Genomic DNA, 25,537 nt, shown 5'->3' on the forward strand with positions numbered 1-25,537 from the left:
GACCGACGATTTGCCGACGTGGGAGAACATCGCTTGATCCAGGGTTGGCTGCTGTTGCTGGTCTCGTTGCTGTATGTCGGGCTGCTGTTCGTGGTGGCCTATGCGGGCGACCGTCGGCCGCTGTATCCGCGCCAGCCGCGCCTGCGTCCGATCGTCTACAGCCTGGCGCTGGCGGTGTATTGCTCGTCGTGGACGTTCTACGGCGCGGTGGGTACTGCCGCCCGCGATGGCCTGGCCTACCTGCCGATCTACCTCGGCCCGATCCTGCTGTACATCTTCGGTTTCGGGCTGTTGCGCCGGCTGGTGCAGGTGGTCAGGCAGCGCAACATCACCTCGATCGCCGACTTCATAGGCGCACGGTTCGGCAAGTCGCACGGGCTTGCGGCGCTGGTCGCGGTGATTGCGGTGATTGCGGTGGTGCCGTATATCGCCCTGCAGTTCAAGGCGGTGGCGATGTCCTACGGGGTGCTCGGCGGCGCAGCGCTCGGCGGGGTGAAGGCCGGCGGCATCGACAGCGCGATGTGGTGCGCCGCCTTGCTGGCGCTGTTCGCCATCCTGTTCGGCACGCGCAGCATCGACGCGACCGAGCACCATCACGGACTGATGCTGGCGATAGCGTTGGAGTCGCTGATCAAGCTGCTTGCCTTCGTGGCTCTGGCGGGCTACGCGCTGTGGCGCGGGCCTGGCCTGGCCAGCACGGTGCAGGCGCCGCTGACGCAGATGAGTCAGGGCCTTTCTCCGGGGTTTCTGGCGCAGACCATGCTGGCCTTCTTCGCGATGTTCTGTCTGCCGCGGCAGTTCCAGATCGGCATGGTGGAGTGCGAGGAAGCCGGCGACCTCAGCCGCGCGCGCTGGATGGTGCCGCTGTACCTGGTCATCATCAGCGTGGCGGTGCTGCCCATCGTGGCGGCCGGCGCGCACATGCCGCTGGTGCGTGATGGCGCCGCCGATGCCTGGGTGCTGACCCTGCCGATGGCTCACGGCGATCGGGGCATGGCGCTGCTGGCCTTCGTCGGCGGCTTCTCAGCGGCGACCGGCATGGTGATCGTGGCGGCGGTGGCCTTGTCCACGATGATCAGCAACGACCTGGTGATGCCGGCGCTGTTGCGCATCCGCCGGCTGCGGCTGGAACATCGCAGCGACCTGTCGCAGCTGGTGCTGGCCGTACGCCGGGTGGCCATTCTCCTGCTGGCGGCGATGGCCTATGCCTACTATCGCGTGGCCGCCAACGCGGAGAATCTCGCCGCTACCGGCTTGCTGGCATTCGCCGCGGTGGCGCAGTTCGCCCCCGCGCTGATCGCCGCGATGTACTGGCGCGGAGCCAGCCGCCGCGGCGTGGTGGTGGGGCTGGCTGGCGGCTTCGCGGTATGGGTCTACACCTTGCTGCTGCCGGCGCTGATCCGCTCCGATCAGTGGCTGCAACACGGTCCGTTTGGCTGGGACTGGCTGCGGCCGCAGGCGCTGTTCCATCTCAGCGGCTGGGAACCGGTGATGCATGGCACGTTCTGGTCGCTGCTGGTCAACGTGGGTTGCCTGGTGTTCGTCTCGCTGCGCTTCCGCCCCAGCCTGGAGGAACGTCTGCATGCGGCGATGTTCATGGAAGGCGATCCGGCCAGCCGCGGCGGCGCCGGCGACTGGCGTGGTCGCGTGGTGGTGGCCGACCTGCGCACGATTGCCGAGCGCATCGTCGGCGAACGCAGCAGCGCGCGCGCCTTCGACGACTACGGTCGGCGCCACAGCAAGCCGCTGCAGCCTCATGCGGCGGCGGATCGGGCCCTGATCCAGTACACCGAACGCCTGCTCGCCTCGGCGGTCGGGGCGGCCAATGCACGACGGATCCTGATCAGCGCGCTGTCGGGCAGCGGCCTGGACGTGGCCGAATCGATGGCCTTGCTGGACGAGGCCTCGCAGGAGCTGCGCTTCAATCGCGAGCTGTTGTCGACCACCCTGGAAAACGTCTCGCAAGGCATCAGCGTGGTCGACGCGAGCATGCGTCTGGTGGCGTGGAACCGGCGCTATCTGGAATTGTTCGACTATCCCGATGGCATGGTCCACGTCGGTGTGCCGGTGGCCGAGCTCATCCGCTGGAATGCCGAACTGGGCGAGTGTGGTCCGGGCGAGGTGGACGGCCATGTGGCCAAGCGCATCGACTACATGCGCGCCGGCTCTTCGCATCTGTTCCAGCGCATCCGGCCGGATGGCACGGTGATCGAGATGCGCGGCCGCGCGCTGCCCGGCGGTGGCTATGTCACCACCTATACCGACGTCACCGCCTACAAGAACGCCGAACAGGCACTGATCGATGCCAACGAGACATTGGAGCTGCGCGTGGAACAGCGCACCGCCGAGCTGTCCGAGGCGCTGGTGGCCACCGCCCAGGCGCGCCGCGCCGCCGAGGCCGCCAACATCTCCAAGACGCGCTTCCTCGCCGCCGCCAGTCATGACCTGCTGCAGCCGCTGAATGCCGCGCGCCTGTTCACCTCGGCGCTGCGCCAGTACCCCGGGCTGGATGCGGAAGCCGCACAACTGGCCGAACGCATCGATGCCTCGTTCCGCGCGGCGGAGGATCTGCTGGATACGTTGCTGGATACCTCGCGCCTGGATACCGGCGGCTATCACCCCGAGGTGTCGGGGTTTGCGCTGGCCGACCTGTTCGACTCGCTGAAGGCGCAATTCGCGGTGGTCGCCGAACAGCGCGGACTGCGCCTGCGCGTGGTACCGACCCGGCTTGCCGTGCGCAGCGACCCGCAACTGTTGCGGCGGATCCTGCAGAACTTCCTCTCCAATGCATTGCGCTACACGCGCCATGGCAGCGTGCTGCTCGGTGCAAGGCGGCTCGGCGACGAGGTGCGCATCGAAGTGTGGGATTCGGGTCCGGGCATCGCAGCCGAGCAGCGTGAGCGGATCTTCGACGAATTCCAGCGACTGGATCAGCCGTCACCGTGGGGCGAGAAGGGTCTGGGCCTGGGCCTGTCGATCTGCGACCGGCTGGCCGGCATCCTCGGTCATCGGCTCGATCTGAGTTCGCGGGTGCCGCACGGCAGTTGCTTCGCGGTGACCGTGCCGCGCAACGCGCCGGTGCCGGCGCGCCGCCAGCGGGTGCCGCGCAGCGGACCGGATACGCAACTGCCGCTGACCGTGCTGTGTCTGGACAACGACGCAACCATCCTCGAAGGCATGCGAGCGCTGCTGGGACGCTGGGGCATCGACTGCCGTTCCGCCATCGACGTGGCGCAGGCGCGCACCGAGCTGGCCGGCGGTTCCATCGATCTGATCCTGGCCGACTACCATCTGGCCGATAACGTCGACGGCCTGCAGGCGCTGCAACAACTGCGCGACTCGGTGGGCAGGATGCCGCCGGCGGCGATCATCACCGCCGACGGCAGCAGCGACCTGAAGCAGCGCGCACGCGCGCTGGGCTATCCGCTGCTGCACAAACCGGTGAAGCCGGCCGCGCTGCGCGCCTTGCTGGCCGCGCCGCTGCGCAACCAGGATGGCCACCGCAACTAGCCGGCTCAGCGCGGCAGAGTCGAACTCCCCTGCAGGTATTCGTCCACGGCGCGGGCGCACTGGCGTCCTTCGCGGATCGCCCAGACCACCAGCGATTGGCCGCGCCGCATGTCGCCGGCGGCGAACACCTTGTCGACGCTGGTGCGGTAGCAACCCTCGCCGTCGGTGCTGGCGAGGGCATTGCCACGCGCGTCCTTGGCCACGCCGAAGGCGTCCAGCACATGTCGCAGCGGCGACACGAAGCCCATCGCCAGCAGCACCAGTCCGGCGGGAATCTCGAATTCGCTGCCCGCCACCTCGGCCATGCGGCCGTCCTGCCAAGCGACGCGTACGGCGGTCAGGCTGCGCACATTGCCGGCGCCGTCGTCGTTGAAGCATTTGGTGGCCACTGCCCAGTCGCGCTGGCAGCCTTCCTCGTGCGAGCTCGAAGTGCGCAGGCGCAGTGGCCAGTACGGCCATACCAGCGGCTTGTTTTCCTGTGCCGGCGGTTGCGGCAGCAGCTCGAACTGGGTCACCGCGGCGGCGCCATGGCGGTTGGAGGTACCCACGCAATCCGAACCGGTGTCGCCGCCACCGATCACCACCACGTTCTTCGCCGTGGCCAGGATCTGCTGCTCCAGCCGGTCGCCGGCGACCACCTTGTTCTGCAGCGGCAGGAAGTCCATCGCGAAATGGACACCCTTCAGCTCGCGGCCGGGCACCGGCAGGTCGCGTGGCGTTTCCGCACCGCCGGCGATCACCACCGCGTCGTAAGCCTGCTTCAGCTGCTCCGGCGCGATGGTGTCGAGCTTGCCGTACGCGGCTCCCGCACTGGCATCGCCGACGAAAACACCGGTGCGGAACTGCACGCCCTCGCCCCGCAGTTGTTCGATGCGCCGGTCGATCAAGGCCTTGTCCAGCTTGAAGTCCGGAATGCCATAACGCAGCAGGCCGCCGATGCGATCGTTCTTCTCGAACACCGTCACCGCGTGGCCGGCCCGTGCCAGCTGCTGCGCAGCGGCCAGCCCGGCCGGGCCGGAACCAACGATGGCGACGCTCTTGCCGGTTTGCCGCGCGGCTGGCTGCGCGGTCACCCAGCCTTCCTCCCAGCCCTTGTCGATGATCTTGTGCTCGATCGACTTGATGCCTACCGCGTCACTGTTGATGTTGAGCGTGCAGGCCGCTTCGCAAGGCGCCGGACAGATCCGTCCGGTGAACTCGGGGAAGTTGTTGGTCGAGTGCAACACATCCAGCGCCCGCTTCCAGTCCTGTCGATACACCAGCTCGTTGAAGTCCGGGATGATGTTGTTGACCGGACAGCCGTTGTGGCAGAACGGGATGCCGCAATCCATGCAGCGCGCCGCCTGGGTCGACGCATCGGCGTCGCCGAGATGGCGGGTGAATTCGCGCCAATGCTTCTTGCGCTGCGTCGGTGCCTCGCTGGTTTCGCTGAGCCGCGGATATTCGAGAAAGCCGGTGATCTTGCCCATGTGTGGAGTCTCCCTGGCGTCAGGCCGTGGCCGTCGCGGTGGATGCGGTGGCGGCCTCGCGCTGCGACTCGTCCAGCGCGCGGCGATATTCGTGCGGCATCACCTTGACGAAGCGCGCGCGGGCGCCTTGCCAGTCGTGCAGGATGTCCTTGGCGCGGAAGCTGCCGGTGTAGCGGAAGTGCGCCTCGAGCAATTGCCGCAGAATCGTCTCGTCGGTGGCGCGCGGACCACCGCGCACGCTGGCATGCCTCTGATGCGGCGGCACGCGCACTTGCTGCTCCGCCGCCGACAGCACCGGTTCCAATGCCACCATCGCCAGGTTGCACCTGCGTTCAAACAGGCCGTGCGGGTCGTACACGTAGGCGACGCCACCGGACATGCCGGCGGCGAAGTTGCGGCCGGTTTCGCCCAGCACCACCACGGTGCCACCGGTCATGTACTCGCAGCCGTGGTCACCGACGCCCTCGACCACCGCACTGGCGCCGGAGTTGCGCACCGCGAAGCGTTCGCCGGCCACGCCGTTGAAATGCGCCTCGCCTTCGGTGGCGCCATACAGCACGGTGTTGCCGGCGATGATGTGTTCCGGGCCGAAGCCATGGAAGTCGTTCGGCGAGCGCACGATGATGCGGCCGCCGGACAATCCCTTGCCGACGTAGTCGTTGCCTTCGCCAACCAGGTCCAGAGTGATGCCGCGGGCCAGGAAGGCACCGAAGCTCTGTCCGGCGACGCCGGCCAGCTGCACGTGGATGGTGTCGTCAGGCAGGCCGGCGTGGCCGTAGCGGCGCGCGACTTCGCCCGACAGCATGGTGCCCACCGTGCGGTTCACGTTGCGCACGGTCAGCATGAAGCTGGTCTTCTCGCCCCGTTCCAGCGCCGCGCGGGACTTCTCGATCAGCACGTGGTCGAGTGCCTTGCCACCCTTCTCCAGGCCGTGGTCCTGCGAGGTCTCGTGGCGCCGGGCGACCTCGGCGGGTACCTCGGGGCGATGGAACACGCGCGAGAAATCCAGTCCGCGCGCCTTCCAGTGCGCCACGCCCTGGCGCATGTCGAGCAGGTCGGCGCGGCCGACCAGTTCATCGAACCTGCGGATGCCCAGCTGCGCCATGATCTGGCGTGCCTCCTCGGCGACGAAGAAGAAGAAGTTGATGACGTGCTCGGGCTTGCCGGCGAACTTCCCGCGCAGCACCGGATCCTGCGTCGCCACCCCGACCGGACAGGTGTTGAGGTGGCATTTGCGCATCATGATGCAGCCCTCCACCACCAGCGGCGCGGTGGCGAAGCCGAACTCGTCGGCGCCAAGCAGGGCGCCGATCACCACGTCGCGGCCGGTCTTCATCTGGCCGTCGGCCTGCACCCGGATGCGGCCGCGCAGGCGGTTCAACACCAGCGTCTGCTGGGTCTCGGCCAGGCCCAGTTCCCACGGCGTGCCGGCGTGCTTGATCGATGACCACGGCGAGGCGCCGGTGCCGCCATCGTGGCCGGCGATCACCACGTGATCGGCCTTGGACTTCGCCACACCCGCAGCGACCGTGCCCACGCCCACTTCAGAGACCAGCTTCACCGAGATCGACGCCTGCGGGTTGCAGTTCTTCAGGTCGTGGATGAGCTGGGCCAGATCCTCGATGGAGTAGATGTCGTGGTGCGGCGGCGGCGAGATCAGCCCCACGCCCGGCACCGAGAAGCGCAGCCGCGCGATGTAGTCGGACACCTTGTGGCCGGGCAGCTGGCCGCCCTCGCCCGGCTTGGCGCCCTGCGAAATCTTGATCTGGATCTGGTCGGCCGAGACCAGGTAGGCCGCGGTGACGCCGAAGCGGCCGGAGGCGACCTGCTTGATGCGCGAGCGCAGCGAGTCGCCGGCTTGCAGCGGCATATCGCTTTCGATGTTCTCCGCGCCGATCACGCTGCCCAGCGTGTCGCCCTGCCGGACCGGAATGCCGCGTAATTCGTTGCGGTAGCGCGCCTCGTCCTCGCCACCTTCGCCGGTGTTGGACTTGCCGCCGATCCGGTTCATCGCCACCGCCAGCGTGGCGTGTGCCTCGGTGGAAATCGAGCCCAGCGACATCGCGCCGGTGGCGAAGCGCTTGACGATCTCGCTGGCCGGCTCCACCTCGTCCAGCGCAATCGCGGCGGCCGGATCGAGCCGGAATTCGAACAGCCCGCGCAAGGTCATGTGGCGCCGGGTCTGGTCGTTGATGAGCTGCGCGTATTCCTTGTAGGTTGCTGCGCTGTTGGCACGGGTGGCGTGCTGCAGCTTGGCGATCGAGTCGGGTGTCCACATGTGCTCGTCGCCGCGCGTGCGCCAGGCGTACTCGCCGCCCACATCGAGCGCGTCGGCCAGCACCGGGTCGTCGCCATAGGCCGCCGCGTGCTGACGCAGCGCCTCCTCGGCCACCTCGAACAGGCCGATGCCTTCGATGTTCGAGGTGGTGCCGGTGAAGTAGCTGTCGACCAGCTCCCGGCTCAGCCCCACGGCCTCGAAGATCTGCGCACCGGTGTAGGACATGTAGGTGGAGATGCCCATCTTGGACATCACCTTCTGCAGGCCCTTGTCGATCGCCTTGATGTAATGGTGGATCGCCTTGTCGGGGCCGATCCCATCCGGGCTGGCGGCGAATTGCTGCGCCAGCACCTCCATTGCCAGGTACGGATGGATCGCCTCGGCGCCGTAACCGGCGAGCAGGGCGAAGTGGTGCACCTCGCGCGCCGAGCCGGTTTCCACCACCAGCCCGGTGCTGGTGCGCAGGCCGCGGTTGACCAGGTGCAGATGCACGGCCGAGGTGGCCAGCAGGGCAGGGATCGCCACGCGCTCGCGGTCGGCATGGCGATCGGACACCACCAGGATGTTGTGACCCTGGCGGATCGCATCGACCGCCTGGGCGCACAGCGAAGCCAGCCGCGCCTCGATGCCCTGCTTGCCCCAGGTCGCCGGATAGGTGATGTCCAGTTCGAAGCTGCGGAACTTGCCCTTGGAGTAGCGACCGATCTTGCGGATCTTCGCCATCTCGGCGAAATCCAGGATCGGCTGCTGCACTTCCAGTCGCAGCGGCGGGTTGATGTTGTTGATGTCCAGCAGGTTCGGCTTCGGCCCGATGAAGGACACCAGCGACATCACCAGCTGTTCGCGGATCGGATCGATCGAGGGATTGGTGACCTGGGCGAACAGCTGGCGAAAATAGTTGTACAGCGACTTGCTGCGATCGGACAGCACCGCCAGCGGCGAGTCGTTGCCCATCGCGCCGATCGCTTCCTGGCCTTCCAGCGCCATCGGCAGCAGCTGGAATTTCAGGTCTTCCTGGGTATAGCCGAACGCCTGCTGGCGATCGAGCAGGTCATCGCCCAGGCGCGCTTCGGCGCGCGGTTCGGGCAGCGCGTCGAGCTTGATCCGGATGTGCTCGATCCATTGCTTGTACGGCTTGGCATTGGCCAGTTGGTCCTTCAGCTCCTGGTCGCCGATGATGCGGCCGGCTTCCATGTCGATCAGCAGCATCTTGCCCGGCTGCAGCCGCCACTTCTTCACGATCCGCGATTCGGCCACCGGCAGCACGCCGGCCTCGGAGGCCAGGATCACCAGATCATCGTCGGTGATGATGTAGCGCGCCGGGCGCAGGCCGTTGCGGTCGAGCGTGGCGCCGACCTGGCGACCGTCGGTGAAGGTGATCGCGGCCGGGCCGTCCCACGGTTCCATCATCGCGGCGTGGTACTCGTAGAACGCGCGATGGTTGGCGTCCATCAAGGTATGCCGTTCCCACGCCTCGGGGATCATCATCATCATCGCGTGCGACAGCGAATAGCCGGCCATCGTCAGCAGTTCGAGACAGTTGTCGAACGAGGCGGTATCGGACTGCCCGGGATAGATCAGCGGCCACAGCTTGGCCAGGTCGTCGCCGAGCACCGGCGAGGAGATCGCGCCGGTGCGCGCGTTGATCCAGTTGACGTTGCCCTTCACCGTGTTGATCTCGCCGTTGTGCGCGATCATGCGGTAGGGGTGGGCCAGTTCCCACGCCGGGAACGTGTTGGTGGAGAAGCGCTGGTGCACCATCGCCAGCGCCGACACGGTGCGCGGATCGGCCAGGTCCAGGTAATACTTGCCGACCTGGTCGGCCAGCAGCAGGCCCTTGTAGACCACGGTGCGGGTGGACATCGACGGCACGAAATATTCCTTGCCGTACTTCAGGCCGAGCGCGCGGATCGCATGACTGGAGGTCTTGCGGATCACGTACAACTTGCGCTCCAGCGCGTCCGGCACCATCACGTCCGGTCCGCGTCCGATGAAGATCTGCCGGATCACCGGTTCGCGCCCGCGCACGGTGGGCGACATCGGCATCGTCGCGTCGACCCGCACATCACGCCAGCCAAGCACCAGCTGGCCTTCGGCGTGCACCGCGCGCTCGAGTTCCTGCTGGCAGGCCAGCCGCGCGGCCTGTTCGCGCGGCAGGAACACCATGCCCACGCCATACTCGCCCGGCGGCGGCAGCACGACGTCCTGCTCGGCCATCTCCTCGCGATAGAACTGGTCCGGCAGCTGGATCAGGATGCCGGCACCATCGCCCATCAGCGCATCGGCGCCCACCGCCCCGCGATGATCGAGATTGCGCAGGATCAGCAGGCCCTGCTCGATGATCGCGTGGCTCTTGCGCCCCTTGATGTGGGCAACAAAACCCACGCCACAGGCGTCATGTTCATTGCGCGGATCGTAAAGACCCTGGGCCTGCGGCTGATCCATTGACACCCCTCCACGGGCATGGCTTTCCATCGACTATAGTGCGACGCAACAAAAGCGCAAGGGATTTTCGCGCGATTGGACGTCTATAGGGATGGACGGCCAATTGCGCAGTCCGTTCAGGCGCCGGGAGATGGACGCGAATGCCGGTGCAAGCTGCCGCGACAGGCAATCGCGGCGGGCGGCTCAGTCGTCCGTGGCCGGCAGCGACGGCATGGTGTCCTGGTCCACCGCCAGCTGGCTGGCGACCAGCGCCACCTGGGTGCGGTTGCTGACGCCGAGCTTGCGCATGATCGCGGTCACGTGCGCCTTGACGGTGGCTTCGGATACGCCGAGTTCCCAGGCGATCTGCTTGTTCAGCAGGCCCTCGGCGATCATCGTCATGACGCGGAACTGTTGCGGCGTCAACGTGGCGATCTGCGCGGCGGCGGCCGCCTCGTCCGGCTTCAGTTCGTCTGATCCGCCAAGCAGCGCATGTGGCAGCCAGACATCGCCGTCGAGCACGGCGCGGATCGCCGCCACGATGTCCTCGCCCGCGGTGGACTTGGGCACATAGGCCGAGGCGCCATGGGCCAGCGCGCGGCGGGCCACCGGGGCTTCCTCGTGTCCGGACACCACCATGGTGGGCAGCCCCGGGTATTGCCCGCGAATATGCGCCAGCGCCGAATAGCCGCGCGCGCCGGGCATGTGCAGGTCAAGCAGCAGAAGTTCCGCGTCGGGGAATTGCTCGATCAGGCCAAGCAATGCATGCACGCTGTCGGCGCTGTGCACGCGCGCCTGCGGCACCGCCGTCAGCACGGCGCGTTGCAGCGCGTCGCGGAACAGCGGATGGTCGTCGGCGATCAGGATGTCAGTCATAAGGCGAGGAGTGAGTGGCGAGGAGTGAGAAACGAGAGAGAGCGTAGAGCGTGTTCTTGGCATTTACTCACTTCTCACTCCTCTTCACTCACTCCTGCTCATTGAATCAGCCGCTCGTCGACCAGGTTCTTCACCACGCCGGGATCGGCCAGGGTGGTGATGTCGCCGAGCTGGTCGGGCAGGTTTTCGCCGATCTTGCGCAGGATCCGGCGCATGATCTTGCCGGAACGGGTCTTCGGCAGGCCGGGCGCCCATTGCAGGTAATCCGGCGTGGCGATCGGTCCGATCTCCTTGCGCACCCAGGCGATCAGTTCCTTGCGCAGCTCGTCGCTGCCGGTCTCGCCGGCGACCAGGGTGACGTAGGCGTAGATGCCCTGGCCCTTGATCTCGTGCGGGCAACCGACCACGGCGGCCTCGGCGACTTTCGGATGCGCCACCAGCGCGCTCTCCACTTCGGCGGTGCCCAGGCGATGGCCGGACACGTTGATCACGTCGTCGACGCGGCCGGTGATCCAGTAGTAGCCGTCTTCGTCGCGCCGCGCACCGTCACCGGTGAAGTAATTGCCGGGATAGGCGCTGAAATAGGTTTCGATGAAACGCTGGTGGTCGCCGTAGATGGTGCGCACCTGGCCCGGCCAGGAGTCGGTGATCAACAGGTTGCCCTCGGCCACGCCCTCCTTCACGGCGCCATCGGCGTCGACGATCGCCGGCTTGATGCCGAAGAACGGCAGCGTGGCGGAGCCGGGCTTGGTGGCGATGGCGCCGGGCAGCGGCGATATCAGGATGCCGCCGGTCTCGGTCTGCCACCAGGTATCGACGATCGGGCAGCGCCCGTCACCGACCACGCGGTGGTACCACTCCCAGGCTTCCGGATTGATCGGTTCGCCGACCGAACCGAGCAGGCGCAGCGAGGCGCGCGAGGTGCTCTTCACCGGCGCCTCGCCATCGCGCATCAGCGCGCGGATCGCGGTGGGTGCGGTGTAGAACAGCGTCACCCGATGCTTGTCGATCACCTGCCAGAAGCGGCTTACGTCCGGATGATTCGGCACACCCTCGAACATCACCGTGGTGGCGCCGTTGCACAGCGGGCCATACACCACGTAGCTGTGGCCGGTGACCCAGCCGACATCGGCGGTGCACCAATAGACGTCGTCCTCGCGCAGATCGAACACCAGCTCATGCGTGTAGCTGGTGAAGACCAGATAGCCGCCAGTGCTGTGTTGCACGCCTTTGGGTTTGCCGGTGGAGCCCGAGGTGTACAGGATGAACAGCGGATGCTCCGCCTCGACCGGGGTGGGCGGGCAGTCGCTCGACTGGCCTTCCATCAGGGTGTGATAGTAGCGGTCGCGCGGCGACTGCATGTGCACCGCGCTGCCGGTGCGACGCACCACGATCACGGTTTCCACACTGTTGGTGCCGGGGCGTTCCAGTGCGGCGTCCACGTTGACCTTGAGTGGAATGTGCTTGCCTGCGCGCAGGCCTTCGTCGGCAGTGACCACCACCTTGGCCTGCGAATCGGCGATGCGACCGGCCAGCGAATCGGGCGAGAAGCCGCCGAACACCACCGAGTGGATCGCACCGAGACGGGCGCAGGCCAGCATCGCCACCGCGGCCTCGGGAATCATCGGCAGGTAGATCGCGATGCGGTCGCCCTTGACCACGCCGAGGTTCTTCAGCGTGTTGGCGAACTTGCACACTTCGGCGTGCAGCTCGCGATAGGTGATCCTGCGCGAGTCCTTCGGATCATCGCCTTCGAAGATGATCGCCACCTTGTCGCCGCGCTTTTCCAGCTGGCGGTCGAGGCAGTTGGCCGACACGTTTAGCTCGCCATCGGCGTACCAGCGAATGTGCAGATCCTTCGGATCGAACGAGACGTCCTTGATCTCCGTCGGCGGCTTGATCCAGTCCAGGCGCTGGCCGATCCGTCCCCAGAAACCTTGCGGGTCGCTGACCGACTCGGCATAGAGGCGGGTGTAGTCGTCGTGGCGCAGGCGGGCCGCGGCGGCGAACTCGGGATCAACCGGATAGAGCTTGGACATGACGGGGTCCTGTTGGCGGCGTCGGGCGAACGACGGGAAGTTCGCTGCAGGCCTCAACGCCTGGCGAAGCGCGAATTTCGAGTGTAGCCCGATCAACGTGAGGTTGGCGGCGCCAGGTCTGCTCGACTTTGGTCGAACTTCGACCAATGGCGAATAGTCGCCCGCGCTGCAGCATGGCCATGCTCGGCCCGTCATCGACCCTGGGGAGACGCACGCATGACCACGCGACACACCAATCGCCGTACCGCGCTTGCCCTGAGCATGGCATGCGCGCTGATGCTTCCGCTCGCCGGCCACGCGCAGAGCGACACGCGTGAACAGCAGCTCGAACAGCGCGTAGCCCAACTCGAGCAGCAACTGAACGAACTCAAGGCGATGGTGCAGGCGCAAAAAGCCGCGCCGCCCGCACCCGCGCCGGTGCAACAGGTGGCCGTTGCTCCGGCGGCCCCGGTATTCAGCAGTGCGCCCGGCGTGTCGGTCGCGCTGCACGGGTTCATCAGCGCCAGCGCCTTCAGCCAGAACAAGAGCTTCACTTACGGCAACGGCCAGAACTCGCTGTATCCGACGCCCGGATCGAAAGGCTCGCTCAGCGGCGTCGACGTGCGCAACACGCGCTTCTGGCTCGACTTCAAGGGCGCCAAGTTCGCCGGCAACTGGAGCGGCGGCGGTCGTATCGAGATGGACTTCTTCGGCGGCTTCAACGGCACCGGCGCTTACAGCCAGCAGCAACCGACGCCGCGCCTGCGCCAGGCCTACATGGACCTGACCAATTCCGAAAGCGGCACCACCATTCGCATCGGCCAGCAGTGGGACCTGATGTTCCCGATCGACAACTCCGCCACCTCGCTGGCGCACATCGCCTTTCCGCTGGGCTACGGTTCGGGCGTGATCGGCTGGCGCTTCCCCGGCCTGGTGGTGATGCAGGATCTCAACCACGGCAGCACCGGCGCGCAGTGGCGGCTCGACGTGGGCGTGTTCGAAGGGAACTGGAGCGGCCCGGGCAACAACCTCAATTACCTGACGGCCGGCAGCGCGGGCTTCCGGCCGCAGCTCGAGGCGCGCCTGCACGTGCAGGACAAGAACTGGCTGGCGTACTTCGCGGCGCATTACAGCCAGGTCGACCTGCGCGGCGTGGGGGGCACCGCAGCGACGCCGGTGAAACCCAAGATCACCAGTACCGGCTACGAGATCGGCGCCCAGTGGAAGCCCGGTCCATGGCTCTTCAAGGGCGCGGCGTACACCGGCAAGGGGCTGGGCCAGATCTTCGGCGCGATGTCGCAATTCGGCGACATCCAGGAAACCGGCGGCTACGCGCAAGCCGGCTACAGCTTCACGCCGAACTGGAGCCTGTACGCGTTCTATGCCTACAACAAGCCGGACCGCAACGACGTGGTCGACTGGCTGGGCAATGGCGCCACCGGCCTGCTGCGCAATCGCCAGACCGCGTTGAGCCTGCAGTACGCGGCCGGCTCCTACGAGCTGGGCATGGAGTGGCTGCACGACAAGCTCGACTCCACCAGCAACGGCGTCGACCACAAGACCACCACTGGCAACCAGGTCAGCCTGAACGCGCTTTACCGCTTCTAGTTTCACTGGCGACGCCCACGCGTCGCCAGACACCCTCCCGCACCGCGGGGAAGACGGGGTGCGGTCCGGGGCTTGCCGGGGGAGCGCATCGGTCGACTTCTCCTGCCATCAGGCGGGGAGCGGCATCTCACCATTTCGAGAGGGGAAACATCATGGCCACCACTGCGATTGACGGAAGCCAGGCGCTCGACGTCAGCCACAAACGGATCATCCTGGCGTCCAGCCTGGGCACGGTATTCGAGTGGTACGACTTCTACCTGTACGGCTCGCTCGCCGTGATCATCGGCAAGCAGTTCTTTTCGGGACTGAACGAGGCGAGCCAGCTGGTGTTCGCGCTGCTCGCGTTTGCCGCGGGCTTCGCGGTGCGTCCGTTCGGTGCGCTGGTGTTCGGGCGCATCGGCGACATGGTCGGGCGCAAGTACACCTTCCTGATCACCATCGTGATCATGGGCCTGTCGACCTTCCTGGTCGGCGTGTTGCCCAGTTACGGCGCGATCGGCGTCACCGCACCGGTGATCCTGATCGCGTTGCGCATGCTGCAGGGCCTGGCGCTCGGTGGCGAGTACGGCGGCGCGGCCACCTATGTGGCCGAGCATGCGCCGAAGGGCAAGCGTGGCCTGTACACCAGCTTCATCCAGATCACCGCCACCTTCGGTCTGTTCCTGTCGCTGCTGGTGATCCTGGGTTGCAAGTGGCTGCTCGGCGACAAGTTCGACGACTGGGGCTGGCGCATTCCGTTCCTGCTGTCCTCGCTGCTGCTGGCGGTGTCGGTCTACATCCGCCTGCAGCTGGCCGAGTCGCCGGTGTTCCAGCAGATGAAGGACGAGGGCAAGCATTCGAAGGCGCCGCTCACCGAATCGTTCCTGCGCTGGGGCAATGCGCGGCTGGTGCTGCTGGCGCTGTTCGGCGCCACCGCCGGTCAGGCGGTGGTGTGGTACTGCGGCCAGTTCTACGCGATGTATTTCCTGGGCAGCACGCTGAAGATCGATGCCACCACCACCCAGTTGCTGATTGCCGCGGCATTGCTGATCGGCACGCCGTTCTTCGTGGTGTTCGGCTGGCTGTCGGACAAGATCGGGCGCAAGCCGGTGGTGCTGGCCGGTTGCCTGCTGGCCGCGCTGACCTACTTTCCGATCTTCAAGGCGCTGACCCACTACGGCAACCCGGCCATCGAGGCGGCCAGCGTGGCGGCACCGATCCAGGTACAGGCCGACCCGGCCGGCTGCAGCGTGCAGATCGACCTGATCGGCAAGAAGGTGTTCACCAGCTCCTGCGACGTGGCCAAGAGCTACCTGGCCAAGCGCGGCGTGCCGTACGAAAACGTCGCGGCCCCCGCAGGTGCGGTCGCGGTGGTGAGGGTGGGTGGCAAGCCGTTCCCCTCGTTCGAGGGCGGCAGCCTGGCCAAGCCGGAGTTCGCCGCGCAGAACAAGGCCTTCGGCGAAAGCGTGGGCAAGGCGCTCGCCGAAGCCGGCTACCCGCTGAAGGCCGACCCCGCACAGTCCAACAAGGGCATGCTGGTGCTGCTGCTGACGCTGCTGGTGCTGTACGTGACGATGGTCTACGGGCCGATCGCGGCCTGGCTGGTGGAAATGTTCCCCACCAGGATCCGCTACACCTCGATGAGCCTGCCGTATCACATCGGCAACGGATGGTTCGGCGGCTTCCTGCCTTCGGTCTCGTTCGGCATCGTGGCGGCCACCGGCAACTTCTATGCAGGCCTGTGGTATCCGGTGGTGATCGCGCTGATGACGTTCGTGATCGGCCTGCTGTTCGTGCGCGAGACCAAGGACGTCGACCTCGCCGATTGACGTAGGTGGCGAAAAAAAGGAACGCAGCGGCGTGAGCCGCTGCGTTCCTTGCTGTCGGGCCGGGTCAGGCGCGTCGGATCAAGCCGATCAGCACCAGCAGGACGATCGCACCGATCATCGCGTAGACGATGCTGGTGACGATCGGGCTGCCCAGCGCGAACCCCACGCCGAGCCTCGGCAGCAGCCAGCCGGCGAGGAACGCGCCGATGACGCCGACCACGATGTTGCCGAGCAGGCCGAAGCCGAAGCCGCGCACGATCACGCCGGCCAGCCAGCCGGCGATGGCGCCTATCAACAGGAAGATGAGCAGGCCGGTAGCAGTCATGATGAACTCCTGGTTCGAACGAAAGGATGGAAGCACGCGTGTTGCTGCATGCCACGCGGGGGCAAGCGTCCACGCTCGGATGTGCAGCGATCGTGACGGCGGCGGGCCGCGGTTATGCTGGAGCCGCCGCCGGGCAACGGCGATGACGGAAGCCTCTTGATGACCACAGCCGCACCAAGCTATGTGCATGGCGCCAGCACCAAGCCGCTGCTGGGCGATACCGTGGGTGGCTTGCTCGACCGCATCGCGGCGGCATACGGCGAGCGCCCGGCGCTCGTGGTCCGTGCCCAGGGCGTGCGGCAGAACTACCGGCAATTTCACGCCGAGGTCGAGCGGGTCGCCGCCGGCTTGCTGACACTGGGATTGCAGCGCGGCGAGCGCATCGGCATCTGGGCACCCAATCGCGCCGAATGGGTCGTGCTGCAGTTTGCCGCGCCGAAGGCCGGGCTGATCCTGGTCAACATCAATCCGGCCTACCGCACGCACGAACTGGAATATTCATTGAACAAGGTCGGTTGTCGCGCGCTGGTATTGCCGCGTCGCTTCAAGACCTCGCAGTACCTGGCGATGCTCGCCGAGCTGGCGCCCGAACTGGCCACCTGTGCGCCTGGGCAGTTGCAGGCGGCAAGACTGCCGGCGCTGCGCGAGGTGATCCTGCTCGACCAGCCGGCCGAGCCCGGTACGCGCAGCTGGCAGCAGCTGGCCACGTTGGGCGACCCGGCGGCCGTGGAACGCCTGCATGCGCTGGAGCCCATGCTGAACTTCGACGATGCGGTGAATATCCAGTTCACCTCCGGTACCACCGGCGCGCCCAAGGGCGCCACGCTGACCCACCACAACATCGTCAACAACGGCTGGTTCATCGGCGAGGCGATGCGCCTCACCGAGCATGATCGGCTGTGCATCCCGGTGCCGTTCTACCATTGCTTCGGCATGGTGCTGGGCAACCTGGCCTGCGTCACCCACGGCGCCTGCATGGTGATCCCCGGCGAAGGCTTCGATGCGCTGACCACGCTGCAATGCGTGGCCGAGGAAAGATGCACCGGCCTGCACGGCGTGCCGACCATGTTCATCGCCGAACTGGAGCACCCGCGTTTCGCCGAGTTCGACCTGAGCTCCCTGCGCACCGGCATCATGGCCGGCTCGCCGTGCCCCAGCGAAGTGATGCGCCGGGTGGTCGGCGAAATGCACATGAGCGAGGTCACCATCGCCTATGGCATGACCGAGACCAGCCCGGTGAGCTTCCAGACCGTCCCGGACGATCCGCTCGAGCGCCGCGTCGACAGCGTCGGCCGGATCCACCCGCAACTCGAAGTGAAGCTGGTCGATGAAGCCGGCCGCGTGGTTCCCCGCGGCAATCCGGGCGAGCTGTGCACCCGTGGCTACTCGGTGATGCTGGGCTACTGGGAAGATCCGGCGCGCACCGCCGAGGTGATCGACGCGGCGCGCTGGATGCATACCGGCGATCTGGCGGTGATCGACGCGGACGGCTATTGCAGCATCGTCGGCCGGCTCAAGGACATGATCATCCGCGGCGGCGAGAACGTGTACCCGCGCGAGATCGAGGAGTTCCTCTACAGCCACCCGAAGGTCCAGGACGTGCAGGTGTTCGGTGTTCCGGACGCGAAGTTCGGCGAGCAGGTGTGCGCGTGGATCCGTCTGCGCGAAGGCAGTGTGGCCAGCGTGGCCGAGATCCAGGACTACTGCCGGCACCATCTGGCCTATTACAAGGTGCCGCACTACGTGCGCTTCGTCGACGCGTTCCCGATGACGGTGACCGGCAAGGTGCAGAAATTCCTGATGCGCGAGGCGATGGCGGTCGAGCTGGCCCCGTGATCGCAGGCGTGATGGCACCGCGAGGGAGACGGCGCTAGCTGCGTTCGTGCCGAAGTGGCGGCTTGCCTTCGCGCAGGCGCTTGACGTCGTACTCGGACAAGGCATCTTCCCGCGCGCTGCCGGCGATGCGCGCCTGGACGAAGGCCAGCGTGCTGGCGAACACCCCGATCAGCCCGACCAGCATCCAGAAACCCCAGGCGCCGGCACTGTGCCGGGTGAAGCAAAGCGCGAAGGCGAATACGGTGGAAACCAGCAGCAACCAGCGCATGGGCACGACCCCGCAAGTGGAATGAGCGTCGCCCCGAAGCGACGGACGGGCAGATCATAGCGCCGCCGGTGCACCTCGGGAGCGCGCGGCGTCACACCCTGGCTGCGGTGTCGCCACGACTGAGATTCCATGGCGCGACACTGTGCGGATGAACTTCCCGCCCGCACCCGACGCACCCGAATCATCACTCGTCCTTCGTCCGCACAAGGGACGCGGCGCGGCCTCCAATCCCGAGGGCCGCTTCGAAAGCATCCGTCATCAGGCCGAGGACGACGGCTGGCAAAGCGCCCTGCTCGACGAGCACGCGCCACGCCCGCGCACCGAAGTCACCGAGGAACGCGCGCGCAGCGTGATCAGCCGCAACGACTCGCCGGACATCGCGTTCGACCAGGCGATCAATCCCTACCGGGGCTGCGAGCATGGCTGCATCTATTGCTTCGCGCGTCCGTCGCACAGCTACCTCAACCTGTCACCGGGGCTGGACTTCGAGACGAAGCTGCGCGCCAAGGGCAATTTCGCCGAGGTGCTGCGCGCCGAGCTGGCCAAGCCCGGCTACAAAGTCAGTCCGATCAACATCGGCAGCAACACTGATCCCTATCAGCCGGTCGAGAAGCGCTGGCGACTGACCCGCGCCGCGCTGGAGCTGCTGGCCGAATGCCATCACCCATGCACCATCGTCACCAAGAACGCGATGGTCGAACGCGACCTCGACATCCTGCTGCCGATGGCGCGCGAGCAGTTGGTGCAGGTGTTCGTTTCGGTGAATTCGCTGGACAACCAGCTCGCCGCTAAACTCGAACCGCGCGCCAGCGCGCCGCACCGGCGGATCGAGACGATCCGTACGCTGGCCGACGCGGGCGTGCCGGTGGGCGTGCTGGTGGCGCCGATCATCCCCGCATTGAACGACCGCGACATGGAAGCGGTGATGGCGCAGGCCGCCGACGCCGGCGCCAGCTGCGCGGGCTACACCACATTGCGCCTGCCGCACGAACTGAAGCAGCTGTTCCGCGAGTGGCTTGTCCTGCACGCGCCGCAGCGCGCCGACCACGTGATGAGCCTGGTCCAGCAGATGAATGGTGGACGCGATTACGACAGCAACTTCGCCACCCGCATGCGCGGTTCCGGTGTGTTCGCCGACCTGCTGCGCCGCCGCTTTGAAATCGCCTGTCGCAAACACGGCTTCGCCCGCGCGCGCGAACTCGTCCTGGATACCGCGCGTTTCGTGCCGCCACGCAGACCATCACCGCAGGGCGAGTTGTTCTGAGTTCAGCAAGCGACCTCCGCATGCGGCGTGCACGCCCACCCGTTAACTCGGCGTGGAGCCGCCAGCTGGATGCACGGACCGCAGGTTCACGGCGGAGCCCGCACGCTGTCGGCACCCCCAACCCCGCGGCCATCGACAAGGACCGTGGGCTTCCCCCAGGAGATTGCATGACTACTGCACCGCGCTTCCTTTCCGCTTCCACGCTTTCCGGCGACGCCATCAACAACCCCCAGGGCGATTCGCTGGGCAACCTCAAGGACCTCATGATCGACACCTCGACCGGCAAGGTGGCCTACGCCGTGCTCTCGTTCGGCGGCATCCTGGGCATGGGCGACAAGCTGTTCGCCGTGCCGTGGGAGTCACTGGCCGTGGACGGCGACAACAAGTGCCTGATCCTGAATGTCAGCAAGGACCGGCTGAAGGACGCTCCGGGTTTCGACAAGGACCACTGGCCGAATTTCGCCGAGCCGGCGTTTGCCGACCAACTGCGCGGCTACTACCGCTGAGCTGATGCTGGCGCCGCTCGGCGCCAGCTCTTCACGCGCCGATGAGGGCCGATCAGCTGCAATGCGTACCTTCGCCGAGGCGTCTTCCCGCCGCGACGACTTGCCAGGAGTCTCACCGATGTCCTCATTCGCGCTCTACCTGATCGGCCTGATCGTCGTCATCGGCGGCCTGGTCTATATCGCCGTGCTGATGCACGTGCCCAACCAGTGGATCATCGGTGGTGCGGTGGTGCTGGTCGGCGCCGGCATCCTCGGCGCGGTCACCAAGACCCGCAGCAAGGATCCGCCCGAAAGCTGAAGTACGCTGGACGGTGATGCGCAAAGAGCGGACCGGAAGGCCCGCTCTTCTTGTATCCCTTGCATCGATCCGCTCAGGGCGTGGCGGGCAGGTATTTGCCGAACCAGGCCAGCGCGCGTTGCAAGACATCGCGCTGATGCACCGGATCGACGAAGTGGTGTCCCTCGTTCGGATACACCACCAGCGAGGTCGGCACGTTCTGCGCGCGCAGCGCGTGCCACATCTCGAACGATTGCGGCGCCGGGCATTCGGCGTCGCGATCGCCGACCACGATCAGCATTGGCGTCTTCACCTGCTTGATGAAGTTGATCGCCGAGCTCTTCGCATATACCGCCGGATCGTCGTACACGGTGGCGCCGAAGAACGGCGGCATCCACTGGTCGATCAGGTTCTGGCCGTAATAGCTCTGCCAGTTCGAGATGCCGGCGCCGGCCACCACGGCGCGGAAGCGCTGGGTCTGGGTCGGCGCGAACATGCTCATGAAGCCGCCGTAGCTCCAGCCGGTGAGGCCCAGCCGCTGGTCGTCCACCGGTACCTTCTTCTCCACCGCGTCGACGCCGGCGAGGATGTCGCGCAGGTCGCCGTAGCCAAAGTCCTTGCGGTTGGCCTGCACGTATTTCTCACCCTGGCCGAAGCTGCCACGCGGGTTCGGCTGGAACACGAAGTAGTCCAGCGCGGACAGCGGCGCCGCGCCGTAACCCACCCCCGGCCAGCGCGGAATCACCGCGCTCGACGGACCGCCGTGCACCACCACGACCATCGGGTAGGTCTTCTTCGGATCGTAGTGGGCCGGGTACAGCAACCAGCCCTGCACGTGGAAACCCTCGTTGCTCCATTCCACCGACTCGGCCTTGCCCCACGCCGGCTTGAGCCCGGCGTTGAACGAGGTCACCGCCGGTGGCGGGGTGTGGTCGAGCGAACCGGCACGCACTTCGGTGGCGGCCGCGTAGGAGCTCTGCAGGAAGGCGACGCGTGCCAGATCGCCGGACAGCGAGACTGCCATCGAGGCACTGCCGTCACCGATGCTGGCGGGCAGGGTGAAGTACACCGATGTCTGCCGGGCATTCGCGGCGGACACCGCATAATCCGCGAGCTGGCTCTGGCCGTTGCTGACCTGGCTGACCAGCATCGACTGCGTTCCGCTCCAGCGCAGCCAGGATGGCGTGACATGGATACCCGCGGTGAGGTTGGTCGGCATGCCGCCCGCGGCGGGTACCGCGTAGATGTCGCCACCGGTGGCGCCCTGGTCGCTCATCAGGCCGCCGATGAAGGCAATTCGCGAAGCATCCGGCGACCAGCGCGGCAGCGCGATCTGCAGTCCGCGCAAGGAGCCGCTGGCCGCGCTGGAGGCATCGACCAGCACGCTGGCCGCCGCACCCGGCAGCGCGTTCTGCACATAGAGTTTGGCGATCCACCAGTTGTTGTCGCCCGGTGGCAGGGCAGCGGTGTAGGCGATCCGCGAACCATCCGGCGACCAGTCGAATTCATAGGCGTACAGGTTGGCGGGGGTCAGTTCGTGCAGCGCGCCGCTGGCCACGTCGAGGCTGGCCACGCGCTGGACTTCCACGCCGGTCACGCCGATCTCGCCGGACGCCGGCTTGGCGGCGGCGGTGGCACTGGCGCGCCGGGTGGCGCCGGCGACGTAGAGGAAGCCGAGCGACTTGCCGTCATCGGTCCACTGCAGGGCGCGCACGTAGCCCGGCAGTTCCGCCAGGCGCCTGGGGGCGGACTTGCCGCCGCCGTCGGCCAGGTACACCGCGTTCTGCATCGCCTTGGTGCTGGTGAGGTCGACGCTGCAGTTGGCGATGAAGGCGAGCCGGCGTGAGTCAGGCGCCCAGGCAATACCCGATTCGGCGCAACTGCCCGGCTTGCTCGCCGCGCTGACCGGGTGCGCATGGCGGCCATCGGCATCGGCCACCTCGATCGCCGGCTTGCCGTCACGCTCGATCACCCAGGCCAGCTGCCTGCCGTCCGGCGACAGCGCCACAGCCTGGATCGATCGGGCCTTGCCCAGCGCGGTCAGCACCTGCTCGATGCGGGGGTCGATCTGCGGCGCGTCGGCGTGCGCGTTGGTCGCCAGTGCCATGGCGAACAACAGGAAGGGTGCGGTCAGCAGCGGACGGGTCAGCATGGGGGGCTTCCGGGCAAGGGGAAGCTGCACGCTACAAGCCGGGCGTCACCCGTGCCAAGTGCTTGATGGCATGACGGCGTGAATCAGGGCGTGGCGGCGGCCTGGCGTGCAGCCGCCAGCGCGGCGAGCTTGCGGCGGATCGCCGGGATCGCGGCCAGCGCGGCCTTCTCACCGGCCAGGATCGCCAGGTCCTTCTGCTCGAACGCCGTTGCGCCGATGCCGCGCAGGTCGGGCCGGATCACCACGTCGGCGCGCGCGCTCTCCTGCGCCGCCAGCTGTCGGCTCATGATGTCGATCGACTGGCCGACGATGCCCATCATGTCCTGCGGGTTGCTGCCGTCGGGCGCCGCGGAGATGTCCACCGCGATCACGAAATCGGCGCCGAGCTGGCGCGCCGCGTCAACCGGGATCGGACTGACCACGCCGCCATCGACATAGTGCTTGCCGTGGATCTCGACCGGCTCGAACACGCCGGGAATGCTCGACGACGCGCGCACCGCGCGGCCGGTATTGCCACGCATGAACACCGTGCGGTTGCCCGTTTCCAGTTCGGTGGCGACGGCGGCAAACGGCATCTTCAATTGCTCGATCGGCTGCTTGTGCACCAGCTGGTTGACGTAATCCTGCAAGGCCTGGCCCTGCACCAGCCCGCCGGAGAACATGCGCACGTCGCGGATCTTCGCCTCGTCCAGACCGAACGCGGTCTGCTGCAGCGCGAATGCATCCATGCCGCTGGCATACAGCGCGCCGACCACGCTGCCGGCACTGGTGCCGGCCACCACGTCCGGGTGGATGCCACTGGCCTCCAGCATCTTGATCACGCCGATATGCGCGAAACCCTTGGCCGCGCCGCCACCGAGCGCGAGGCCGATTTTCAGCCGCGCAGGTGTTGGCTGCGCAAGCGGCGGCGGCACGGGCTTGCTGACATGCGTGCAGGCACCCAGCAGGAGCGTGGCGAGCAGTGGCAGCAGGTAGCGGAAGGACATGGAGGTTGGTATCAAGGAGAAGGTTCTGATGTGGCTCCTCCCCCTGCAAAGCAGGGGGAGGCAGGGAGGGAGTGAAGCTTTTGATCTTGGCTGGGGCGAACAGCGAACCCCACCCCAACCCTCCCCTGCAAGCAGGGGAGGGAGCCCGTCAGCCCTGCGCGGCGTCCGCTTCCTGGTGATAACGCGCGGCCAGTTCGACCTCCTCCTTCGAGCCAAGGAACACCGGCACGCGCTGGTGCAAGCCGGTCGGCTGGACGTCCATGATGCGCTCGCGGCCGGTGCTGGCCGCGCCGCCGGCCTGCTCGACGATGAAGGCCATCGGATTGGCCTCGTACATCAGTCGCAGCTTGCCTCCCTGCGGCGCGATCTTCGCGTCCAGCGGGTAATAGAACACGCCGCCGCGGGTCACGATGCGATGCACGTCGGCCACCATCGAGGCGACCCAGCGCATGTTGAAGTCCTTGCCGCGCGGGCCTTCCTTGCCGGCCAGCAGCTCGCCGATGTAACGCTGCATCGGTGCCTGCCAGTGACGCTGGTTGGACATGTTGATGGCGAACTCGGCGGCCTGCGCGGGAATGCGGATACCGCGCCGGCTGAGCACGAAACTGCCGACCTCGCGATCGAGCGTGAACTCGTGGGTGCCGTGGCCGAAGGTCAGCACCAGCACGGTGGCCGGGCCGTAAACCACGTAGCCGGCGGCCAGCTGGGTGGTGCCGGGCTGCATGAAATGTTCGGCGGTCGCCTCGGTCACGCCGTCCGGGCAGCGCAGCACCGAGAAGATCGTGCCGACCGAGATGTTCACGTCGATGTTGGAGGAGCCGTCCAGCGGATCGAACAGCAGCAGGTGGTGACCTTTCGGGTAGCCGTCCGGAATCTGCTGCGGGTGTTCCATCTCCTCCGACGCGCAGGCGGCCAGGTGGCCACCCCAGGCGTTCGCTTCCAGCAGGATCTCGTTGGAGATCACGTCCAGCTTCTTCTGCGCCTCGCCCTGGATGTTGCCAGTGCCGGCTTCGCCCAGCACGCCACCGAGCGCGCCCTTGCCGGTGGCCACCGCGATGCGCTTGCAGGCGCGTGCGACTACCTCGATCAGCAGCGAAAGTTCGGCGTTGATGTGGCCGGCGCGGCGTTCCTCGATCAGGAACTGGATCAGCGAGATGGGCTTCATGTCGGGTCCGTGGCAGAAGGAACGCGTATTGTCCCGGCTCCACCTGAACAGTGCCAGCCCGACGCGGCCGGTTGTCATCGCGCTGCCCTGCTACTGACAGCACGTTGGCAGCAGCAGGCGGGCAAGCTGGTCCTCCAAGGCGGAGGGACAAGACATGCGCGATACGGTTTATTTCCTGGTGTTTGAAGGCTTTGCCGATTGGCAGGCGGCGCTGGCCCTGTGCGAGATCCGTCGCCCGGGCGACTGGCAGGTGCAGACGGTGGGCTTCTCGACGGCACCGGTCGTCTCGATGGGCGGCCTCACCGTGCAGCCCGAGTTGTCGCTGGCCGACCTTGACGACCAGCGCGCAGCCATGCTGATCGTGCCCGGCGGCCACCTGTGGCAGCGCGGCGAGGGCGAACCGGCGGTGACGGCGATGCGCCGGTTGCATGGCGCAGGGGCGGTGGTCGCCGGGATCGACAGTGGCGTGCTGGCGCTGGCCCGCGCCGGCCTGCTCGACGGTTGCCGCCATACCGGCAACTGGCCGGGACAGCTCGGCGCGCAGGTGCCGGCGTATTCGGGTGCGGAGCAATACGACGCCGGGGTGCTGGCGGTCAGCGACGGCGGCATCATCAGCGCCAGCCACCTGGGCAGCGTGGAGTTCGCCCGCGAGGTGATCCACACGCTCGACCTGTACAGCCCCAGTGATCGCGAGCACTGGTATCGCCTGTTCAAGCATGCGCAGCTGCCGCCCTGGTGCGTCGGCGAAGCCATGGCCGCATGAGGAA

At 66.9% G+C, this 25,537-nt stretch carries 17 protein-coding genes; 8 read left to right on the forward strand and 9 right to left on the reverse strand.

Annotated elements, in window-relative coordinates; translation table 11 throughout:
- Positions 1-33 precede the first annotated feature (33 nt).
- Positions 34-3,510: a hybrid sensor histidine kinase/response regulator gene (locus tag ACQGNJ_RS02915; RefSeq protein WP_426687733.1), complete on the forward strand. Its 3,477-nt coding sequence runs from the start codon at positions 34-36 to the stop codon at positions 3,508-3,510.
- Between the two features lie 5 nt (positions 3,511-3,515).
- Here ACQGNJ_RS02915 and ACQGNJ_RS02920 read toward each other — a convergent pair whose 3' ends face one another.
- The 4 genes from ACQGNJ_RS02920 to acs form a co-directional block, all read right to left on the reverse strand.
- The gene (locus ACQGNJ_RS02920) at positions 3,516-4,979 is read right to left on the reverse strand and encodes a glutamate synthase subunit beta (RefSeq protein ID WP_426687734.1); all 1,464 of its coding nucleotides are present in this window, start codon (positions 4,977-4,979) and stop codon (positions 3,516-3,518) included.
- 19 nt (positions 4,980-4,998) lie between these two features.
- Positions 4,999-9,702 carry a glutamate synthase-related protein gene (locus ACQGNJ_RS02925; protein WP_426687735.1) on the reverse strand — a complete coding sequence of 1,568 codons (4,704 nt, stop codon included), beginning with the start codon at positions 9,700-9,702 and terminating at the stop codon, positions 4,999-5,001.
- Between the two features lie 183 nt (positions 9,703-9,885).
- Complete coding sequence (locus ACQGNJ_RS02930) at positions 9,886-10,557, reverse strand: response regulator (RefSeq protein ID WP_426687736.1); 672 nt, start codon at positions 10,555-10,557, stop codon at positions 9,886-9,888.
- A 98-nt stretch (positions 10,558-10,655) separates the two neighbouring features.
- Positions 10,656-12,596, reverse strand: a complete 1,941-nt coding sequence (gene acs, locus ACQGNJ_RS02935; protein ID WP_426687737.1) for an acetate--CoA ligase — start codon at positions 12,594-12,596, stop codon at positions 10,656-10,658.
- Positions 12,597-12,812: 216 nt separating this feature from the next.
- Here acs and ACQGNJ_RS02940 point away from each other — a divergent pair, with 216 nt between their 5' ends.
- Together ACQGNJ_RS02940 and ACQGNJ_RS02945 are read left to right on the forward strand one after the other, a co-directional pair.
- Positions 12,813-14,183 (forward strand): porin family protein, encoded by a 1,371-nt coding sequence (locus ACQGNJ_RS02940; protein ID WP_426687738.1) that lies wholly within the window; start codon positions 12,813-12,815, stop codon positions 14,181-14,183.
- A gap of 152 nt (positions 14,184-14,335) precedes the next feature.
- Complete coding sequence (locus ACQGNJ_RS02945; RefSeq protein WP_426687739.1) at positions 14,336-15,991, forward strand: MFS transporter; 1,656 nt, start codon at positions 14,336-14,338, stop codon at positions 15,989-15,991.
- A gap of 64 nt (positions 15,992-16,055) precedes the next feature.
- Here ACQGNJ_RS02945 and ACQGNJ_RS02950 read toward each other — a convergent pair whose 3' ends face one another.
- Positions 16,056-16,316: a GlsB/YeaQ/YmgE family stress response membrane protein gene (locus ACQGNJ_RS02950; RefSeq protein WP_426687740.1), complete on the reverse strand. Its 261-nt coding sequence runs from the start codon at positions 16,314-16,316 to the stop codon at positions 16,056-16,058.
- A gap of 159 nt (positions 16,317-16,475) precedes the next feature.
- Here ACQGNJ_RS02950 and ACQGNJ_RS02955 point away from each other — a divergent pair, with 159 nt between their 5' ends.
- Positions 16,476-18,152 (forward strand): AMP-binding protein, encoded by a 1,677-nt coding sequence (locus tag ACQGNJ_RS02955; RefSeq protein WP_426687741.1) that lies wholly within the window; start codon positions 16,476-16,478, stop codon positions 18,150-18,152.
- A gap of 34 nt (positions 18,153-18,186) precedes the next feature.
- Here ACQGNJ_RS02955 and ACQGNJ_RS02960 read toward each other — a convergent pair whose 3' ends face one another.
- A complete protein-coding gene (locus ACQGNJ_RS02960; RefSeq protein ID WP_426687742.1) occupies positions 18,187-18,420 on the reverse strand; it encodes a hypothetical protein in 234 nt (77 codons plus the stop codon).
- 148 nt (positions 18,421-18,568) lie between these two features.
- On the opposite strand from ACQGNJ_RS02960, the gene ACQGNJ_RS02965 reads away from it, so the two are divergent.
- From ACQGNJ_RS02965 to ACQGNJ_RS02975, 3 genes are all read left to right on the forward strand, one after another.
- On the forward strand, positions 18,569-19,684 hold the full coding sequence (locus tag ACQGNJ_RS02965) for a PA0069 family radical SAM protein (protein WP_426687743.1): 1,116 nt from the start codon (positions 18,569-18,571) through the stop codon (positions 19,682-19,684).
- Positions 19,685-19,851: 167 nt separating this feature from the next.
- A complete protein-coding gene (locus ACQGNJ_RS02970; RefSeq protein WP_426687744.1) occupies positions 19,852-20,190 on the forward strand; it encodes a PRC-barrel domain-containing protein in 339 nt (112 codons plus the stop codon).
- Positions 20,191-20,308: 118 nt separating this feature from the next.
- Positions 20,309-20,488, forward strand: coding sequence for a hypothetical protein (locus ACQGNJ_RS02975; protein WP_426687745.1), 180 nt, complete (start codon positions 20,309-20,311; stop codon positions 20,486-20,488).
- Positions 20,489-20,561: 73 nt separating this feature from the next.
- On the opposite strand, the gene ACQGNJ_RS02980 is transcribed toward ACQGNJ_RS02975, so the two are convergent.
- The 3 genes from ACQGNJ_RS02980 to ACQGNJ_RS02990 all read right to left on the reverse strand — a co-directional run bounded on the left by ACQGNJ_RS02980 (position 20,562) and on the right by ACQGNJ_RS02990 (position 24,770).
- Positions 20,562-22,619, reverse strand: a complete 2,058-nt coding sequence (locus tag ACQGNJ_RS02980; protein WP_426687746.1) for a S9 family peptidase — start codon at positions 22,617-22,619, stop codon at positions 20,562-20,564.
- An 83-nt stretch (positions 22,620-22,702) separates the two neighbouring features.
- Complete coding sequence (locus ACQGNJ_RS02985) at positions 22,703-23,605, reverse strand: patatin-like phospholipase family protein (protein ID WP_426687747.1); 903 nt, start codon at positions 23,603-23,605, stop codon at positions 22,703-22,705.
- 148 nt (positions 23,606-23,753) lie between these two features.
- Positions 23,754-24,770, reverse strand: a complete 1,017-nt coding sequence (locus tag ACQGNJ_RS02990; RefSeq protein WP_426687748.1) for a class 1 fructose-bisphosphatase — start codon at positions 24,768-24,770, stop codon at positions 23,754-23,756.
- A gap of 154 nt (positions 24,771-24,924) precedes the next feature.
- On the opposite strand from ACQGNJ_RS02990, the gene ACQGNJ_RS02995 reads away from it, so the two are divergent.
- Positions 24,925-25,533, forward strand: coding sequence for a DJ-1/PfpI family protein (locus ACQGNJ_RS02995; RefSeq protein WP_426687749.1), 609 nt, complete (start codon positions 24,925-24,927; stop codon positions 25,531-25,533).
- Positions 25,534-25,537: the final 4 nt, after the last annotated feature.

Origin of the sequence: Rhodanobacter ginsengiterrae, assembly GCF_050026815.1 — a bacterium.
In the GTDB taxonomy this organism is placed as follows: Bacteria; Pseudomonadota; Gammaproteobacteria; order Xanthomonadales; family Rhodanobacteraceae; genus Rhodanobacter; species Rhodanobacter ginsengiterrae.

Bases quoted from the DNA above. Each gene is read 5' to 3' on its own strand.
- ACQGNJ_RS02990 (WP_426687748.1), bottom strand. From the start codon at position 24,770: ATGAAGCCCATCTCGCTGATCCAGTTCCTGATCGAGGAACGCCGCGCC.
- ACQGNJ_RS02960 (WP_426687742.1), bottom strand. From the start codon at position 18,420: ATGCGCTGGTTGCTGCTGGTTTCCACCGTATTCGCCTTCGCGCTTTGC.
- ACQGNJ_RS02925 (WP_426687735.1), bottom strand. From the start codon at position 9,702: ATGGATCAGCCGCAGGCCCAGGGTCTTTACGATCCGCGCAATGAACAT.
- ACQGNJ_RS02985 (WP_426687747.1), bottom strand. From the start codon at position 23,605: ATGTCCTTCCGCTACCTGCTGCCACTGCTCGCCACGCTCCTGCTGGGT.
- ACQGNJ_RS02945 (WP_426687739.1), top strand. From the start codon at position 14,336: ATGGCCACCACTGCGATTGACGGAAGCCAGGCGCTCGACGTCAGCCAC.
- ACQGNJ_RS02995 (WP_426687749.1), top strand. From the start codon at position 24,925: ATGCGCGATACGGTTTATTTCCTGGTGTTTGAAGGCTTTGCCGATTGG.
- acs (WP_426687737.1), bottom strand. From the start codon at position 12,596: ATGTCCAAGCTCTATCCGGTTGATCCCGAGTTCGCCGCCGCGGCCCGC.
- ACQGNJ_RS02950 (WP_426687740.1), bottom strand. From the start codon at position 16,316: ATGACTGCTACCGGCCTGCTCATCTTCCTGTTGATAGGCGCCATCGCC.
- ACQGNJ_RS02980 (WP_426687746.1), bottom strand. From the start codon at position 22,619: ATGCTGACCCGTCCGCTGCTGACCGCACCCTTCCTGTTGTTCGCCATG.
- ACQGNJ_RS02920 (WP_426687734.1), bottom strand. From the start codon at position 4,979: ATGGGCAAGATCACCGGCTTTCTCGAATATCCGCGGCTCAGCGAAACC.
- ACQGNJ_RS02930 (WP_426687736.1), bottom strand. From the start codon at position 10,557: ATGACTGACATCCTGATCGCCGACGACCATCCGCTGTTCCGCGACGCG.
- ACQGNJ_RS02955 (WP_426687741.1), top strand. From the start codon at position 16,476: ATGACCACAGCCGCACCAAGCTATGTGCATGGCGCCAGCACCAAGCCG.
- ACQGNJ_RS02975 (WP_426687745.1), top strand. From the start codon at position 20,309: ATGTCCTCATTCGCGCTCTACCTGATCGGCCTGATCGTCGTCATCGGC.
- ACQGNJ_RS02965 (WP_426687743.1), top strand. From the start codon at position 18,569: ATGAACTTCCCGCCCGCACCCGACGCACCCGAATCATCACTCGTCCTT.
- ACQGNJ_RS02940 (WP_426687738.1), top strand. From the start codon at position 12,813: ATGACCACGCGACACACCAATCGCCGTACCGCGCTTGCCCTGAGCATG.
- ACQGNJ_RS02970 (WP_426687744.1), top strand. From the start codon at position 19,852: ATGACTACTGCACCGCGCTTCCTTTCCGCTTCCACGCTTTCCGGCGAC.